This window comes from Actinoplanes sp. NPDC049598 (genome assembly GCF_040675435.1).
In the GTDB taxonomy this organism is placed as follows: Bacteria; Actinomycetota; Actinomycetes; order Mycobacteriales; family Micromonosporaceae; genus Actinoplanes.
The window spans coordinates 1-14,387 of sequence record NZ_JBFAOX010000005.1 but is presented as its reverse complement, the minus strand read 5'-3'; the positions used below and the strand labels follow the sequence as shown (position 1 = coordinate 14,387).

The following is a 14,387-nucleotide window of genomic DNA, read 5'->3' as shown; positions in this document are numbered from 1 at the left end:
CCGAGGCCGGGGGGACCGGTGGCGACACAACCGAAGGGCAGATTGTCGTGAGCACTCAGATCCTGGAGCGTCCGGAGACCAAGGACGCCGACACCGGGCCGGAGATGTTCCACTACGTACGTAAAGAGAAGATCGCCGAGAGCGCCGTCATGGGCACCTTCGTGGTGGCCCTGTGTGGCGAGAAGTTTCCGGTGACCAAGTCTCCCAAGCCGGGCTCGCCCGTGTGCCCGCAGTGCAAGGAGATCTACGAGGCGATGACTCGCTGAACGGGGGCCTGCTCTCGGCCGACCTCGTCGGCGTCGCCGTCTTCGCGGCTTCGGGCGCCTCGGCCGGGGTGCTGAAGCGGCTCGACCTGTTCGGTGTCGCTTTCGTCGGCTTCGTGGCCGCGCTCGGTGGCGGCATCGTGCGCGATCTGGTCATCGGCGCGGTGCCGCCGCTCGCGTTCGCCGACTGGCGGTACGCGGTGACCGCGGTGGTGGCCTCGCTGGCCGTCTTCTGGTTCCACCCCCAGCTGTCCCAGCTGCGCCGGCCCGTCCTCATCCTGGACGCGGCCGGCCTCGGCCTGTTCACCGTCACCGGCACGCTCAAGGCGCTCCACGCCGGCGTGCCGCCGGTGGGGGCCTGCCTGATCGGCATGCTCACCGCCATCGGCGGCGGGCTCGCCCGCGATCTGCTCCTCGGTGAGATCCCGGTCGTCCTGCGGCGGGAAATCTATGCCGTTGTCGCGCTGGCGGGCGCGATCATTGTCACGATCTTATGGGCGATCGAGCTGGCCTCCGTCTGGATGCTGGCCGCCTCGGCCCTGCTCGTCACGGGGGTACGGCTCGTCGCGCTGTACCGTCGCTGGTCGGCTCCGGTGGCGGCGCCGTAGGGCTGTCCGCCGCTATGCTGGTTGCCGCCTCCGGCTCTCGTGACCGGGGGTTCGTTGTTTGTAAGAGGGGACCGTTCGAGCTTTGAGCCCGCCACTGCCGAAACTGGAGACCTTCCCCGACCTGCGTGACTGGCAGCGCAAGGCCCTGGTGACCTACCTGCGCCGCCGCAGCGACGACTTCATGGCGGTGGCCACGCCGGGCGCCGGCAAGACCACCTTCGCCCTGCGGATCGCGGCCGAGCTGCTGGCCGACGGCACCGTCGAGGCGGTCACCGTGGTCTGCCCGACCGAGCACCTGAAGGTGCAGTGGGCGACCGCCGCGGCCCGGGTCGGTATCCAGCTCGACCACCAGTTCCGCAACTCCGAGATCCACTCCTCGGCCGACTTCCACGGCGCGGTGCTGACCTACGCCCAGGTCGGCATGGCCCCCGCGGTCCACCGGCGACGCACCATGACCCGGCGCACCCTGGTCATCCTGGACGAGATCCACCACGCCGGCGACTCGCGCAGCTGGGGCGACGGCGTCAAGTCGGCCTTCGAGCCCGCCGAGCGCCGCCTGATGCTCACCGGCACCCCGTTCCGCTCGGACGAGAACCCGATCCCGTTCGTGCAGTACGAGCGGGGCGAGGACGGCCTCCAGCGGTCCCGGGCCGACTCGGTCTACGGCTACTCGGACGCCCTGAAGGACCGGGTCGTGCGGCCGGTGCTGTTCATGGCGTACTCGGGCGAGACCCGCTGGCGCACCAACGCGGGCGACGAGCTCGCGGCCCGTCTCGGCGAGCCGATGACCAAGGACCTGATCGCCCAGGCCTGGCGCACGGCCCTCGACCACCGCGGTGACTGGATGCCGCAGGTGCTGCGGGCGGCCGACGCCCGCCTGACCAAGCTGCGCGAGCACGGCATGGCCGACGCCGGCGGTCTGATCATCGCCAGCGACCAGCAGACGGCCCGGGCCTACGCCAAGCTGATCGGCGAGATCAGCGGCGAGCAGGCCACGGTCGTGCTCTCCGACGACGAGGGCGCCTCGGGCCGGATCGCCTCGTTCGCCGCCTCCGAGCAGCGCTGGCTGGTCGCGGTCCGGATGGTTTCCGAGGGCGTCGACATCCCGCGCCTCGCGGTCGGGGTGTACGCCACGAGCGCCTCCACGCCGCTCTACTTCGCCCAGGCCATCGGCCGCTTCGTGCGGGCCCGGCGCCCCGGCGAGACGGCCACCGTCTTCCTGCCCAGCGTGCCCCACCTGCTCGGGCTGGCCAGCGAGATGGAGGCCCAGCGTGACCACATCCTCGGCGCCCGTAAGGAGAAGGACGGCCTCGACGACGACCTGCTCGAGCGGGCCCAGCGCGAGGAGAACGCCGAGGGCGAGCTGGAGAAGCAGTTCGAGGCGCTGGGCGCCACGGCCGAGCTGGACCAGGTCATCTACGACGGCGCGTCGTTCGGCATGGGCGCACAGACCGGCACGGCCGAGGAGGCCGACTACCTGGGGCTGCCCGGTCTGCTGACCCCGGACGAGGTGTCGATGCTGCTCAACAAGCGGCAGTCGGAGCAGCTCGCGGCCCGGCAGCGGGTCGAGAAGCAGAAGCCCGCCGAGCCGGTGCCGGCCCAGCGGGAGGCGCCCCCGGCGATGACCGCGGGGGAGCGGCGCAACAGCCTCCGGCGGCAGCTGAACACGCTGGTGGCGGCGCACCACCACCGCACCAACCTGCCACACGGCAAGATCCACGCCGAGCTGCGGCGGCTGTGCGGCGGGCCGCCCAGCGCGCAGGCCACGATCGAGCAGCTCGAGGAGCGGATCGCCACGATCCAGACCCTCTGAGGCCCTCGTGTTAAGTCCTCTTGACGTCAAGAGGACTTAACACGAGAATGGACGCATGCTTCTCGACAGGGTCGTGCACTGGAATCTTGATCTCGACGGCGATCTCTACGGCGACGAGCGTGAGCGCTACCGGTGGTATGAGGGCATCGCCACCGCCGCCTCGCTGCAGTGGCTGCTCATCCCGTGGGCGGCGGCGATCATGGTGTGGCCGCTGGGCCCGCCGGCCGTTCTGCCGCTCGCGATCGTCCTGGTCCTGCTCTACGTCCCGATGGTGCTCAGCACGGTTTACGTGCGCCGGCGCCGGGTCGACACCACGCCGCGCTCCTGGACCGCGAAGCGGGTCTTCCTGACGATCGCCGGCGGCTCGCCGTTCGCGGTGTTCCTGATGGGCACGCTCTACGTCTACGACCCCGACGGCGCCACGTGGAAGGGCGCCGTGTTCGGCGGCGTCATCGGCGCCATCGGCGGCCTGATCGCCCAGGTCCTTCAGACCCGTCGCAAGCGCCGTCTGGAAGCGGCCTCGACCGTGGACGAAGACTGATGGCGCCTCCGCCCGGCCCGGTCCGGGCCCCGGAGGCGGCGGGCGGCACGGCGGGCCTGCGCATCCGGGCCGCGCGCAGACAGGCCGGCCTGACCCAGCAGGGTCTCTCGGCGGCCGTGCAGGTGAGCCGCCAGACCATCATCGCGATGGAGACGGGCGACTACGCACCCTCGGTCTACCTCGCCCTGAAGGTCGCCAAGGCCCTCAGCACGTCCGTGGAGCGCCTCTGGGACGAGGAGGCGCCCACGCCTACCCCGACGTGACCCGAACCGCTCCAGGGCACCCTCAGGGCGGGAAGCGGGCATGCGAAGGGGCGCCCCACACCGTGGGCGCCCCTTGTCAAAGTCCGTTCGGGGGGATCGGATCTTTAGTTGGAGTTAGACATCATGTGGGCGCCGCGCCACGTGAACTCCGGATCGGCCGCGTACTGCACTGCGATCTTCACCAGGTCCTCGGCGTACCGGTTGGCGTGGTGTCCGCAGAACACCAGCTCACTGCCACCCGCCAATGTCAAACGGAGCTTTCCGGCTGCATTGCAGCGGTCGCACCGTTCATCGGCTGCGGTGCCGGCCAAACTATCCGCCGGCGGCGTGAGAGTCGGGGTCATCGCCTTCCTCCTCTGATCGAACCGATGAACACGTTCCTCGGCTACTGCTCACATCGTGCAACACCCTGCACCGTTGCGGCCTTCCCACTGTGCCCCGGGGGGACCGAGGTCACACGTGCTGGGCTAAGTGTGCCGTGATCCAAGGGTGCCACGTCAACGATCACTTCGACACAACGGTCTGATCACCACCCGTTGATGTACAGGTGGTGACCAAACAGGCACGCATTGTTGACTTTTAGCCTCTAGTCCAGGTAGTCACGGAGAACCTGCGAGCGGGACGGGTGTCGCAACTTCGACATCGTCTTCGACTCGATCTGACGAATACGCTCACGGGTGACCCCGTAGACCTGGCCGATCTCGTCGAGCGTGCGCGGCTGGCCGTCGGTCAGGCCGAAGCGCAGCCGCACGACACCCGCCTCGCGCTCGGAGAGCGTCTGCAGCACCTGCTGGAGCTGGTCCTGCAGCAGGGAGAACGAGACCGCGTCGACCGCGACGACCGCCTCGGAGTCCTCGATGAAGTCGCCGAGCTGGCTGTCGCCCTCGTCGCCGATGGTCTGGTCGAGCGAGATGGGCTCACGCGCGTACTGCTGGATCTCCAGCACCTTCTCGGGCGTGATGTCCATTTCCTTGGCCAGCTCCTCCGGGGTGGGCTCGCGGCCCAGGTCCTGGAGCAGCTCACGCTGGATGCGGCCGAGCTTGTTGATGACCTCGACCATGTGCACCGGGATGCGGATGGTGCGGGCCTGGTCGGCCATGGCGCGGGTGATGGCCTGGCGGATCCACCACGTGGCGTACGTCGAGAACTTGTAGCCCTTGGTGTAGTCGAACTTCTCGACCGCCCGGATCAGGCCCAGGTTGCCCTCCTGGATGAGATCCAGGAAAGCCATGCCGCGGCCGGTGTAGCGCTTGGCCAGCGAGACCACGAGCCGGAGGTTGGCCTCGAGCAGGTGGTTCTTGGCCCGCTCGCCGTCGCGGCCGATCCAGCGGAGGTCGCGCTCCATGTTGCGCTCGAGCTTCTCCTCGCCCTCGTCGCAGGCGCGCAGGCGCTCGGCCGCGTAGAGGCCGGCCTCGATCCGCTTGGCCAGCTCGACCTCCTGCTCGGCGTTGAGCAGGGGGACCTTGCCGATCTGCTTGAGGTAGGCGCGGACGGAGTCGGCCGAGGCGGTGAGCTCGGCGTCGCGACGCGCCTGCTTGAGCGCCTCGGACTCCTCGTCGTCCCACTCGAAGTCGCCGTCGGTGGCCGAGCTGGCGGCGTCGGAGGCGGCGGCGGCGACCATGGCGGCCGGCTCCTCGACGACGACGTCCTCGATCTCGGCGGCGAGCTCCTCGGGATCGATGTCGCCCTCGGCCGGACCCTCCTCGCCGGGCTTGCCGGGGGTGGCCTTCTTGGCGGGAACAGCCTTGGCGGCCGCCTTCTTGGCGACGGCCTTCTTGGCGGGCGCGGCGCCACCGTCGGCCGAGGCCGGGGCGGCCGCGGCGGCCTGCTTGGGGGCCGGGGCCGGCGCCTTGCGGGCGGGGGCGGCCTTGGCGGTGGTGGCCTTGGAGGCCGGAGTGGCGGCGCGGGCCGCGGTGACCTTGCGACGGGTGCTGGCCGAGCCGTCGACGACCACGGTGACGCCCGCGTCGACGAGCCCGCGCAGGATCTTCTTGGCCTGAGCCGGATTCACCGCGGCGGACTCGAGCGTGCGCGCGACCTCGGCCGACGTGATTTGCCCGCTCGCGCCCTGGGCATGAGCGATCAGGGCCTCGGTGAGAGAGCGAACGTCGGCACCGTTCTGGTGGGCTTCTGTCACGAAAGACCTTCCGGAGGCGATGAGGTTGAGCAGGCCATGAGCCCAGCACAGCGCACGGCGAAGAGGCTGGCCGGTGTTGGTGTGGGGACCCCCGGGACGCGGAACCTCGATGGTCTTGGTGTCCGTGAAGCGGTGGCAGGGGTGAATTGTAGCGCCGTCCTGCGAGATCCTCCCGTTGCAGCACGCCGCCGGGGGCCGCCGACCTCGCCGGAAGCACCCGGCCTGAGAATGGTATCGGCGGAAAGGGCGAAAACGTGAGCGAGTTTCGGTCGACATCGACACCCGGCGAACTGCTGGAGATCGCGGTGGGTCTGGCGCGGGACGCGGCGGCCACGGCGCGGCGGCTGCGGGTCGAGGCGATCTCGGACGTGGAGACCAAGAGCACCGCCACGGACGTGGTGACGGCGGCCGACAAGGCGGTGGAACGCCAGGTCATCGACGCTTTACGGGAGCTCCGGCCGGGCGACGGGGTGCTCGGCGAGGAGTACGGCGACGCGGCCGGCGACAGCGCCGTGCGGTGGATTCTCGACCCGATCGACGGCACGGTGAACTACCTGTACGGGCTGCCGCAGTACGCGGTCTCGCTCGCGGCCGAGATCGGCGGCGAGGTGGTGGCGGGCGTGGTGATCAACGCGGCCACCGGGGACGAGTGGACCGCGACCAAGGGCGGCGGCGCCCACCGCGGAGATCGACACCTGAAAGTTACGGGACCGGCCGAGCTGAGCCAGTCGCTGGTCGGCACGGGCTTCGGTTACGACGCCCGGCGCCGGGCGCATCAGGGGCGCGTGCTGGCCGAGTTGATCACCCGTGTGCGTGACATCCGCCGGTTCGGCGCGGCGGCCCTCGATCTGTGCGCGGTCGCCGAGGGCACTCTCGACGCGTACTACGAGAAGGGGCTCAACCCGTGGGACCACGCCGCGGGCGGCCTGATCGCCCAGGAGGCCGGCGCGATCGTGGCCGGTCTCGAGGGTGCGCCGCCCGGTCTCGACATGGTCGTGGCCGCCCCACCAGCGATCTTCCAGCATCTGCACGATGCGCTGGTGGAGCTGGACGCGGCCGGCGGAATTTGAGAAATCAGGAGTCGTCGGACTTCTTGAGGCAGCCGCCCGGCGGCACCGTCGGCTCGCCCACCTCGACCAGGGACTGGTTGACCTCGGTGGTGGTGGCGAGCTGGCGGAACTCGTTGCCGATCACGATGTCGATGACGTTGCCCTTGCGCTTGGGGTTGTACGACATCTTCGACTGGGCCAGAAAGTAGGCCCGCAGCAGCTGCGCCTTGCCCACCGTCTCCGGCCCGAACCGGATCTCGGCCACGCCCTTGAACTTCGACTTGTTCTCGGCCGGCTTCTGGGTGGTGAAGCGCCTGTTCTTGAACTCGGTGGTCACGCTGTCGGCCAGCCCGGTGGTGCTGGTGCCGTTGAACACCTTGACGATGACCTCGGCCGGGTCGTCGGGCAGCCGCACGTCGACCATCGGCGCTCCGTCGGGACAGCCGGCCCCGCTCGTGGCTCCCCCTTGGGAGTCCTGGACGAGCGCCACGATGACGAAGACGACCGCGGCCACGGCGAGGACGCCGACGACGACGAGCGCTCGTACGCGCGCAAAACTCATGGGGCTGGCTCCAGAGATCCGGGGGTGTCGCGCCCGCCGGGGTAGGAGCGGGACCTGTCGGAAGGTTAGCGTCTGCGCGCCAGGCATGCGGAAACAGGGAATACTTCCGGCGCGCCGACGATGATCGAGACGCTTGTACCCCTACCTTGATGTCGCCTCGGTCACATCGGGAACAATGGCGTGCCCGTGCGCGTACAACTTTGCCGCAGCAGAGGTAAGGTTCCGCGCTCGCCGGGGCAGATTCAAGTGTTGGGGGCAGTGTCAGAAATCGTCCGGCGGAACCGGGAACCGAAACAACGTCCTTGACGTTACTAACGCCAAGTGACACATCGATACAGGAGAGTGAAAACCGATGGCCACCGACTACGACGCCCCGCGTCGCGATGAGGTCGACCTCGGCGAGGACAGCCTCGAGGAGCTGAAGTCCCGCCGCGCCGACTCGCAGTCGGGCGCAGTGGACGTCGACGAGGTCGAGGTGGCGGAGAGCTTCGAGCTTCCCGGTGCCGACCTTGCCGACGAGGAGCTCACCGTCAAGGTGCTGCCGATGCAGACCGACGAGTTCCGCTGTGCCCGCTGCTTCCTCGTGCACCACCGCAGCCAGCTGGCGACGGAGCGCAACGGGGAACTGATCTGCCGCGAGTGTGCCTGACCGGGCACTCGCGCGCAGCGCGTCACACCCGGCCGCACGGAAGCGGTCGGGATCGAGGTCGTTGCCCGGTTTGACGGGGGGTCGACACCGGGCATGACGATGACATCAGCCGCCTCGGCCGACGACGGGAGGACGACGATGAGCTCCGAGCAGTCCGTTCCGGACGTAGCGAAGGACATAGCCAACGATCCCGCGGAGGCGCCGGCGCAGACGGCCGCCGATGTCGAACTGAGCAAGACTGTCGCCGCACTGACCGCCGACGATCTCGAGCCCGAGGGGCGGAGGCAACTCCTCGGCCGGCTCGTCGGCGACGTGCGGCGGCGCGGGCTGGGCCAGGTCTTCCGGCCCAAGGCCGCGGTCCGCTGGATGGCGGACGTGGTCGCCGACGTCGCCCCGCACGTTCCCGTGCGCGATCAGGCGACGCTGCGGCGGCACTTCCCGGGCCTGAGCGACGACGACCTGGCCGACCGCCTGATCCGCAACGCCCAGCGCACGACGGCCAGCGTGGGGGCGGCCGGGGGCGGCGTCGCGGCGGTCGAGTGGGTCGTCACCCCGACCCTGCTCTCGGCGCCGGTGCTGCTGGCGGCCGAGACGGTCGCCGTGGTGGCGATCGAGATGAAACTGATCGGCGAGCTGCACGAGGTGTACGGGCGGCCGATTCCCGGCACGTTCGGGCAGAAGGCCGTCTCGCTCGTGCAGTCGTGGACCGATCAGCGCGGGGTCAACCCGCTCGTGCCCGGCGTCGGGGTCGCCACCGTGCTCGGCACGGCCGCCCGCCGGGACCTGCAGCAGGGCCTGCTCAAGCGGTTCGGCCGGCACCTGACCATGTACGGCCCGTTCCTCACCGGAGCGGCCGTCGCGGGCTACCTCAACCGCCGGGCGACCAAGAACCTCGGCGAGCACGTGCAGAAGGACCTGCAGAAGCAGACCCGGAAGGTGATCGACGCGGCTTAGGCGTCGCGGGCGGCGAGCAGCACCGTGGCCAGCTCCACCGGCCGCCGCGTGCTGATCACCCAGTACGGCGTGGGATCGTCCGGGTCGTTCAGCAGGATCTGCACGGCCGGGCCGATCCACGGGCGCTGGATCACGAAGGCCAGGGGGTGGGCGCCCACGCCCAGCGCTTCACGCTTGCCCTCGTTGTCGAGCGCGACCACGTCGGCGATGAACTCGACCGGCAGCCGGGCGTCGTCGACCCGCAGCTCGCCACCGGTGACCTCGACCTTGATCCGCCCGATCCAGATCAGAAGGGCGACGGTGAGCGGGGTCAGCACCGCGAACGGGAGCCAGATCGGCAGCTCGGCGAACCCGATCGTGATCTCGACACCGAGGATGACCACGACCAGCAGCCCGACCGGCCACATCCACCACCGGAGCGTTAGCCGCTCTCGGTAACTGGTGGGTGCGGTGGTGCGGGCGGGAGACTCCGGTGTCACCCTGGAAGGGTACGGCGCGCCTCCGCGACCGGGCACGGCAGGATGGCAGGGTGGGTGCCGCTTGCCGCCGCATGAGTTAGGAACTCTGCCTTGACCGATGTAGTCATCCGGATCCGCCGGATCGACCCCGATCTGCCGCTGCCGGCCTACGCGCATCCCGGTGACGCCGGGGCCGACCTGGTCGCCGCCGAGGACGCCGAGCTCGCCCCGGGCGCCCGGCAGGCGATCCGCACCGGCATCGCGGTGGCCATCCCGGACGGCTACGTGGGCCTGGTCCACCCCCGCTCCGGGCTCGCCGCGCGCCTCGGTGTCACGGTCCTCAACGCGCCCGGTACGGTCGACGCCGGTTACCGCGGCGAAATTCTGGTGATTCTGGTCAACCACGACCGGTCCGTACCGGTCAAGATCTCTCGCGGCGACCGGATCGCCCAGCTGGTCGTCCAGCGGGTCGAGCGGGCCGCGTTCCACGTGGTCGACGAGCTCGACGACACCGCCCGCGGTGCCGGCGGGCACGGCTCGACCGGTGGGCACTCAGGTTTGCAGACGGAAGGTGTCAGTGATGTTCTCCCGTAAGCGCGGCGGCCCCAAGCACGTGCGTGCCACCGACGCGCCGCCCTCGGAGGCGCTCGCCCAGAGCCTCGCCGCCGATGACGAAGCCCCGGCCCCCGAGCGCGGGCCGTGGGATGCCAAGCACGCGCCCGAGGGGGTGCAGCGCCTCGACCTGGGCAGCCTGCTGATCCCGGCCGTCGACGGCGTCGAGGTGCGGGTGCAGGCCAACCCGGACGGCGCGGTCGAGCAGATCGTGCTGGTCGACGGCGAGAGCGCCCTGCAGCTCGGCGTGTTCGCGGCGCCGCGTTCCGAGGGCATCTGGGACGAGGTCCGCGAGGAGATCGCCCAGGCGATGGCCTCCGACGGCGTCTCCCCCCGCGAGATCGCCGGGCCCTACGGCGTCGAGCTGGCGGCCCGGGTCAACACCCCCGAGGGCCCGGCCGACGTCCGGTTCGTCGGCGTGGACGGGCCCCGCTGGATGGTCCGGGCGCTTTACCAGGGCGCGGCCGCGGCCGACCCGTCCCGCGAGGGCAAGCTGGGCGAGGTGCTGACCGGTCTGGTGGTCGTCCGCGACCAGGAGGCCCGGCCGGTGCGCGAGGCCCTGCCGTTGCAGCTGCCCAAGGAGATGACCGACCAGGCCGCCCAAGCCCAGGAAGAACAGGCGCAGGCGGCTCAGGCGAACGGCCATCAGCCGCAATAGGGGCTCGTGACAGGGATCACCAGGGGCGTACCGTGGGAGCTATGAGCACTACCGACGAACGTACCGGCCTGCGCCGGTTCTTCGACCGGCTGACGGCCACCGACTCGGAACTCGACGCGCGGGACCTGCAGCGCGAGGTGGCCAAGTGCGGCGCCATGCCGGCCGGCCAGTGCACCCGGGGCCAGGTCGTCTCGGTGAACGGCCGGTTGCGCACGGTGGCGTACACTCCTCGCACCAACCTGCCCACGCTCGAGGCCGAGCTCTGGGACGGCAGCGACGTGGTCACCCTGGTCTTCCTCGGCCGGCGGTCGATCGCGGGCATCGAGCCGGGCCGCCAGCTCACCGCCCGCGGGCGCGTCGCGATCCGCGACGACCGCAAGGTGATCTACAACCCGTACTACGAGCTGGAGGCGCCCCGGTGACACCCGGCAGCGAGCCGCGTCACGCCGCGAGCGAAAGCGTGGAGGAACGGCTCGCCGAGGAGGTCGTCGAGGAGCTCGACCTCCACCCGGTGAAGCAGGAGCCGGAGGACGAGCCCCTGCCGTCGATGAGCGAGCAGATCGCCGAGCAGCTCGGCGGCGTGCGCGGTCTCATCGAGTCGAGCCTGCCGGTCTTCGCCTTCGTGATCCTCAACGTCGTCCTGGGTGACGCCGTCGTCGGTCTCGAGAAGCGCACGGCGCTCTACTGGGCGATCGCCGGGGCCGTGCTGTCGGCGCTGGGCATCGGGGCGTACCGCCTGATCCGCAAGGAGCCGGTGCGGCACGCGGTCAACGGGCTGTTCGGCATCGCGATCGGCGCGTTCCTGGCCTACCGCACCGGCAAGGCGGAGAACTTCTACCTGCCCGGCATCCTGCTCACCTTCGGGCAGGCGGCGGTGCTGCTGCTGTCGGTGGTCGTGCGCAAGCCGCTGATCGGCTACGCGTGGGGCATCATGGCCAACAAGGGTCAGCAGAACTGGTTCGGCAATTCCCAGCTTTTCCGGACGTTCCAGTGGCTCACGCTGGTCTGGGTCGTGTCGCTCTGCATCCGGGCCGGCATTCAGTACTACTTGTGGGCCCAGGGCGAAGCGAACGCCCTGGGAATTGTCCGGATTCTTATCAGCTGGCCGATTTATGCAGCGACATTCGCCTTCTCGGCCTGGGCCATCCACCGCGTGACGAGCGCGGAGAAGGCTAGCTGAGCCCGCGACCCTCGGTCCCGAGCACGACCGCGCGGATCTGGTCCTCCACCTCGGTGGTGCAGACGAAGATCAGCTCGTCGCCCGCCTCCAGCGGGTCGTCGCCGGTCGGCACCATCACCCGCTTGCCGCGCAGGATGGCCACCAGGGCCGAGTCGCGCGGCAGCGGCACGTCGCGCACCGGCTGACCCTCGTACGGCGCGTCGCGCGGCAGCGTGATCTCGACCAGGTTGGCCTCGCCCTGGCGGAAGGTCATCAGCCGGACCAGGTCGCCGACGGTCACCGCCTCCTCGACCAGCGCGGCCATCAGGCGCGGTTTGCTCACCGCGACGTCGACGCCCCACTGCTCGTTGAAGAGCCACTCGTTTTCGGCCCGGTTGACCCGGGCCACCACCCGCGGCACCGCGAACTCGGTCTTGGCCAGCAGCGACACGACCAGGTTGGCCTTGTCGTCCCCGGTGGCCGCGACCACGACGTCGCACGAGGCCACGTCGGCCTCCTCGAGGCTGCTCAGCTCGCACGCGTCGGCCAGCACCCAGTCGGCCTCGGGCACCCGCTCGGGGCGCAGCTGCCGGGGCTGGCGCTCGATCAGCATGACCCGGTGGCCGTTGCCGATCAGCTCCTGCGCGATCGACCGGCCGACGTTGCCGGCCCCCGCGATGGCGATCCGCATGGTCAGCGTCCTTCCTTGTCGGCCTTGCCGGCGCCGGAGGCGATGTCCAGCACCGTGGCCACGGTCTCGTCGGTGACCAGCATGAAGACCTGGTCGCCGTCCTGCAGCACGGTCGACGGCGTGCCCAGGGTGCCCATGCCGAAGCGCATCAGGTACGCCACCCGGGCGCCGGTGCGCTCCTCGAGCGCGCGCAGCGTGCGGCCGACCCAGTCGCGGTGCAGCGGCGTCTCGACGATCGAGACCACGCTGGTCGGGTCGCGGAACACCTCGACCGTGCCCTCGGGGACCAGGTGGCGCATCATCCGGTCGGCCGCCCAGCGGATCGTGGCCACGGTCGGGATGCCCAGGCGCTCGTACACCTGGGCCCGTCGCGCGTCGTAGATGCGGGCGACGACCCGCGTCACACCGAAGGTCTCGCGGGCCAGCCGGGCCGAGATGATGTTGGAGTTGTCGCCGCTGGAGACGGCCGCGAAGGCGTCGGCCCGCTCGATGCCGGCCTCGCGCATCACGTCGCGGTCGAAGCCGATGCCGGTCACCGTGACCCCGCCGAAGTCGGCCCCGAGGCGGCGGAACGCGTCCGAGTTCTGATCGATCACCGCCACCGAGTGACCGCGGGCTTCGAGGTTCTGGGCCAGCGTCGAGCCGAGCCGCCCGCATCCCATGATGACCACGTGCATGCGATGAGGGTCGCATGCGCCTCCCGCAGGCGGGCGGCGGGGCGGGGTACGTACTCTTGGCACTCGTGGCGAGTACGACCTCCTTAGCGAAACGGCTGCTCCTGGGCCGGCCGTTCCGATCCGACAAGCTGCAGCACACGCTGCTGCCGAAGCGGATCGCGCTGCCCGTGTTCGCCAGCGACGCGCTCTCCAGCGTGGCCTACGCCCCCGACGAGATCCTGCTGACGCTCTCGATCGCCGGGGCGGGCGCCTTCTACATCTCGCCCTGGATCACTCTGGCCGTCGCGGTCGTGATGGTGACCGTGGTCGCCAGCTACCGGCAGAACGTGCACGCCTACCCCTCCGGCGGCGGCGACTACGAGGTGGCCACGGTCAACCTGGGCCCGCGGGCGGGTCTTGGTGTGGGCAGCGCCCTGCTGGTCGACTACATCCTCACCGTGGCCGTGTCGACCGCCTCCGGGGTCAGCAACCTCGGCTCCGTCGTGCCGTACGTGGCCGAGCACAAGGTCGCCTTCGCGATCGGCGCCATCGCCATCCTCACCGCGCTCAACCTGCGGGGGCTGCGCGAGTCCGGCACCGCGTTCGCCATCCCGACGTACGCCTTCATCGTCGTGATCATCGGCATGATCCTCACCGGGGTCTTCCGGGTCTTCATCCTCGGCCAGGACCTGCAGGCGCCCAGCGCCGGCCTGACCATCCACGCCGAGGAGGACCATCTCAGCAGCTTCGCCTTCGCCTATCTGCTCCTTCGGACGTTCTCCTCCGGCTGCGCGGCCCTGACCGGGGTCGAGGCCATCTCCAACGGTGTGCCCGCCTTCAAGCCGCCGAAGAGCAAGAACGCCGCGACCACGCTGATGCTGCTCGGCGGTCTCGCGATCGTCATGCTGGTCGGCATCGTGCTGCTGGCCCGGGCCACCAACCTGCAGTTCGTCGAGGACCCGGCCGCGCAGATCGTCTCGGCCCCCGACGGTTACGTGCAGAAGACGGTCACCACCCAGCTGGCCGAGACGGTCTTCGGCTCCGGCTTCCTGCTCTACATCGTCGGCGCGGTCACCGCCCTGATCCTGTTCCTGGCGGCCAACACCGCCTTCAACGGCTTCCCGGTGCTCGGCTCGATCCTGGCCCAGGACCGCTACCTGCCCCGCCAGTTCCACACCCGGGGCGACCGGCTGGCCTTCTCCAACGGCATCGTGTTCCTCGCCATCGCCGCCATGGTGCTGGTGGTGGCGTTCCAGGCCGAGGTGACCCGGCTCATCCAGCTCTACATCGTCGGCGTCTTCGTCTCGTTCACGC

19 protein-coding genes are annotated in these 14,387 nt (G+C 70.2%); 13 read left to right on the top strand and 6 right to left on the bottom strand.

Going from position 1 to position 14,387, the window contains the following annotated elements; genetic code table 11:
* Nucleotides 1–41 precede the first annotated feature (41 nt).
* The 5 genes from AB0J66_RS13490 (at nucleotide 42) to AB0J66_RS13470 (ending at nucleotide 3,488) form a co-directional block, all read left to right on the top strand.
* Nucleotides 42–266 (top strand): DUF3039 domain-containing protein, encoded by a 225-nt coding sequence (locus AB0J66_RS13490; protein WP_364660229.1) that lies wholly within the window; start codon nucleotides 42–44, stop codon nucleotides 264–266.
* Nucleotides 233–871, top strand: coding sequence for a trimeric intracellular cation channel family protein (locus tag AB0J66_RS13485; protein ID WP_364660227.1), 639 nt, complete (start codon nucleotides 233–235; stop codon nucleotides 869–871). Before AB0J66_RS13490 ends, AB0J66_RS13485 begins: the two co-directional genes overlap by 34 nt.
* 82 nt (nucleotides 872–953) lie before the next feature.
* On the top strand, nucleotides 954–2,684 hold the full coding sequence (locus tag AB0J66_RS13480; protein ID WP_364659514.1) for a DEAD/DEAH box helicase: 1,731 nt from the start codon (nucleotides 954–956) through the stop codon (nucleotides 2,682–2,684).
* A gap of 55 nt (nucleotides 2,685–2,739) precedes the next feature.
* On the top strand, nucleotides 2,740–3,225 hold the full coding sequence (locus AB0J66_RS13475; RefSeq protein WP_364659512.1) for a hypothetical protein: 486 nt from the start codon (nucleotides 2,740–2,742) through the stop codon (nucleotides 3,223–3,225).
* Complete coding sequence (locus tag AB0J66_RS13470) at nucleotides 3,225–3,488, top strand: helix-turn-helix transcriptional regulator (protein WP_364659510.1); 264 nt, start codon at nucleotides 3,225–3,227, stop codon at nucleotides 3,486–3,488. The genes AB0J66_RS13475 and AB0J66_RS13470 overlap by 1 nt, the downstream gene beginning before the upstream one ends.
* A 104-nt stretch (nucleotides 3,489–3,592) precedes the next feature.
* On the opposite strand, the gene AB0J66_RS13465 is transcribed toward AB0J66_RS13470, so the two are convergent.
* Both AB0J66_RS13465 and AB0J66_RS13460 read right to left on the bottom strand, forming a co-directional pair.
* Nucleotides 3,593–3,832: a hypothetical protein gene (locus AB0J66_RS13465; RefSeq protein ID WP_364659508.1), complete on the bottom strand. Its 240-nt coding sequence runs from the start codon at nucleotides 3,830–3,832 to the stop codon at nucleotides 3,593–3,595.
* A gap of 242 nt (nucleotides 3,833–4,074) precedes the next feature.
* Nucleotides 4,075–5,625, bottom strand: a complete 1,551-nt coding sequence (locus AB0J66_RS13460) for an RNA polymerase sigma factor (RefSeq protein WP_364659506.1) — start codon at nucleotides 5,623–5,625, stop codon at nucleotides 4,075–4,077.
* 254 nt (nucleotides 5,626–5,879) lie between these two features.
* Here AB0J66_RS13460 and AB0J66_RS13455 point away from each other — a divergent pair, with 254 nt between their 5' ends.
* Complete coding sequence (locus tag AB0J66_RS13455; RefSeq protein WP_364659504.1) at nucleotides 5,880–6,695, top strand: inositol monophosphatase family protein; 816 nt, start codon at nucleotides 5,880–5,882, stop codon at nucleotides 6,693–6,695.
* A 4-nt stretch (nucleotides 6,696–6,699) separates the two neighbouring features.
* Here the strand turns inward: AB0J66_RS13455 and AB0J66_RS13450 are convergent, their stop codons facing one another.
* A complete protein-coding gene (locus AB0J66_RS13450) occupies nucleotides 6,700–7,236 on the bottom strand; it encodes a LytR C-terminal domain-containing protein (RefSeq protein WP_364659502.1) in 537 nt (178 codons plus the stop codon).
* Nucleotides 7,237–7,588: 352 nt separating this feature from the next.
* Here AB0J66_RS13450 and AB0J66_RS13445 point away from each other — a divergent pair, with 352 nt between their 5' ends.
* Nucleotides 7,589–7,885, top strand: coding sequence for a DUF4193 domain-containing protein (locus AB0J66_RS13445; protein WP_097322121.1), 297 nt, complete (start codon nucleotides 7,589–7,591; stop codon nucleotides 7,883–7,885).
* Between the two features lie 93 nt (nucleotides 7,886–7,978).
* On the top strand, nucleotides 7,979–8,839 hold the full coding sequence (locus AB0J66_RS13440; protein WP_364659500.1) for a hypothetical protein: 861 nt from the start codon (nucleotides 7,979–7,981) through the stop codon (nucleotides 8,837–8,839).
* Here AB0J66_RS13440 and AB0J66_RS13435 read toward each other — a convergent pair.
* Nucleotides 8,836–9,318 (bottom strand): DUF3093 domain-containing protein, encoded by a 483-nt coding sequence (locus AB0J66_RS13435; RefSeq protein ID WP_364659498.1) that lies wholly within the window; start codon nucleotides 9,316–9,318, stop codon nucleotides 8,836–8,838. The two genes, AB0J66_RS13440 and AB0J66_RS13435, sit on opposite strands and share 4 nt — an antisense overlap.
* Nucleotides 9,319–9,408: 90 nt before the next feature.
* Between AB0J66_RS13435 and dut the strand changes: the two genes are divergently transcribed.
* The 4 genes from dut to AB0J66_RS13415 are packed head-to-tail and all read left to right on the top strand — an operon-like array spanning nucleotide 9,409 to nucleotide 11,747.
* Nucleotides 9,409–9,891 (top strand): dUTP diphosphatase, encoded by a 483-nt coding sequence (gene dut / locus AB0J66_RS13430; protein ID WP_364659496.1) that lies wholly within the window; start codon nucleotides 9,409–9,411, stop codon nucleotides 9,889–9,891.
* Entirely contained in the window at nucleotides 9,878–10,567 is a 690-nt protein-coding gene (locus AB0J66_RS13425; protein ID WP_364659494.1) for a DUF3710 domain-containing protein, read from the top strand. The genes dut and AB0J66_RS13425 overlap by 14 nt, the downstream gene beginning before the upstream one ends.
* Before the next feature lie 41 nt (nucleotides 10,568–10,608).
* The gene (locus AB0J66_RS13420) at nucleotides 10,609–10,989 is read left to right on the top strand and encodes an OB-fold nucleic acid binding domain-containing protein (protein ID WP_364659492.1); all 381 of its coding nucleotides are present in this window, start codon (nucleotides 10,609–10,611) and stop codon (nucleotides 10,987–10,989) included.
* Nucleotides 10,986–11,747, top strand: coding sequence for a DUF3159 domain-containing protein (locus AB0J66_RS13415; protein ID WP_364659490.1), 762 nt, complete (start codon nucleotides 10,986–10,988; stop codon nucleotides 11,745–11,747). The genes AB0J66_RS13420 and AB0J66_RS13415 overlap by 4 nt, the downstream gene beginning before the upstream one ends.
* Here the strand turns inward: AB0J66_RS13415 and AB0J66_RS13410 are convergent.
* Complete coding sequence (locus AB0J66_RS13410) at nucleotides 11,740–12,423, bottom strand: TrkA family potassium uptake protein (protein WP_364660225.1); 684 nt, start codon at nucleotides 12,421–12,423, stop codon at nucleotides 11,740–11,742. The genes AB0J66_RS13415 and AB0J66_RS13410 overlap by 8 nt on opposite strands.
* Nucleotides 12,420–13,094, bottom strand: a complete 675-nt coding sequence (locus AB0J66_RS13405) for a TrkA family potassium uptake protein (protein ID WP_364659488.1) — start codon at nucleotides 13,092–13,094, stop codon at nucleotides 12,420–12,422. The genes AB0J66_RS13410 and AB0J66_RS13405 overlap by 4 nt, the downstream gene beginning before the upstream one ends.
* Before the next feature lie 65 nt (nucleotides 13,095–13,159).
* On the opposite strand from AB0J66_RS13405, the gene AB0J66_RS13400 reads away from it, so the two are divergent.
* On the top strand, nucleotides 13,160–14,387 hold a 1,228-nt coding region (locus AB0J66_RS13400), incomplete at its 3' end, for an APC family permease (RefSeq protein WP_364659486.1).

What these genes read in the sequence shown, in the direction of transcription:
- AB0J66_RS13475 (WP_364659512.1), top strand. Translation starts at nt 2,740, where the DNA reads ATGCTTCTCGACAGGGTCGTGCACTGGAATCTTGATCTCGACGGCGAT.
- AB0J66_RS13470 (WP_364659510.1), top strand. Translation starts at nt 3,225, where the DNA reads ATGGCGCCTCCGCCCGGCCCGGTCCGGGCCCCGGAGGCGGCGGGCGGC.
- AB0J66_RS13465 (WP_364659508.1), bottom strand. Translation starts at nt 3,832, where the DNA reads ATGACCCCGACTCTCACGCCGCCGGCGGATAGTTTGGCCGGCACCGCA.
- AB0J66_RS13450 (WP_364659502.1), bottom strand. Translation starts at nt 7,236, where the DNA reads ATGAGTTTTGCGCGCGTACGAGCGCTCGTCGTCGTCGGCGTCCTCGCC.
- AB0J66_RS13445 (WP_097322121.1), top strand. Translation starts at nt 7,589, where the DNA reads ATGGCCACCGACTACGACGCCCCGCGTCGCGATGAGGTCGACCTCGGC.
- AB0J66_RS13440 (WP_364659500.1), top strand. Translation starts at nt 7,979, where the DNA reads ATGACGATGACATCAGCCGCCTCGGCCGACGACGGGAGGACGACGATG.
- AB0J66_RS13425 (WP_364659494.1), top strand. Translation starts at nt 9,878, where the DNA reads ATGTTCTCCCGTAAGCGCGGCGGCCCCAAGCACGTGCGTGCCACCGAC.
- AB0J66_RS13420 (WP_364659492.1), top strand. Translation starts at nt 10,609, where the DNA reads ATGAGCACTACCGACGAACGTACCGGCCTGCGCCGGTTCTTCGACCGG.
- AB0J66_RS13405 (WP_364659488.1), bottom strand. Translation starts at nt 13,094, where the DNA reads ATGCACGTGGTCATCATGGGATGCGGGCGGCTCGGCTCGACGCTGGCC.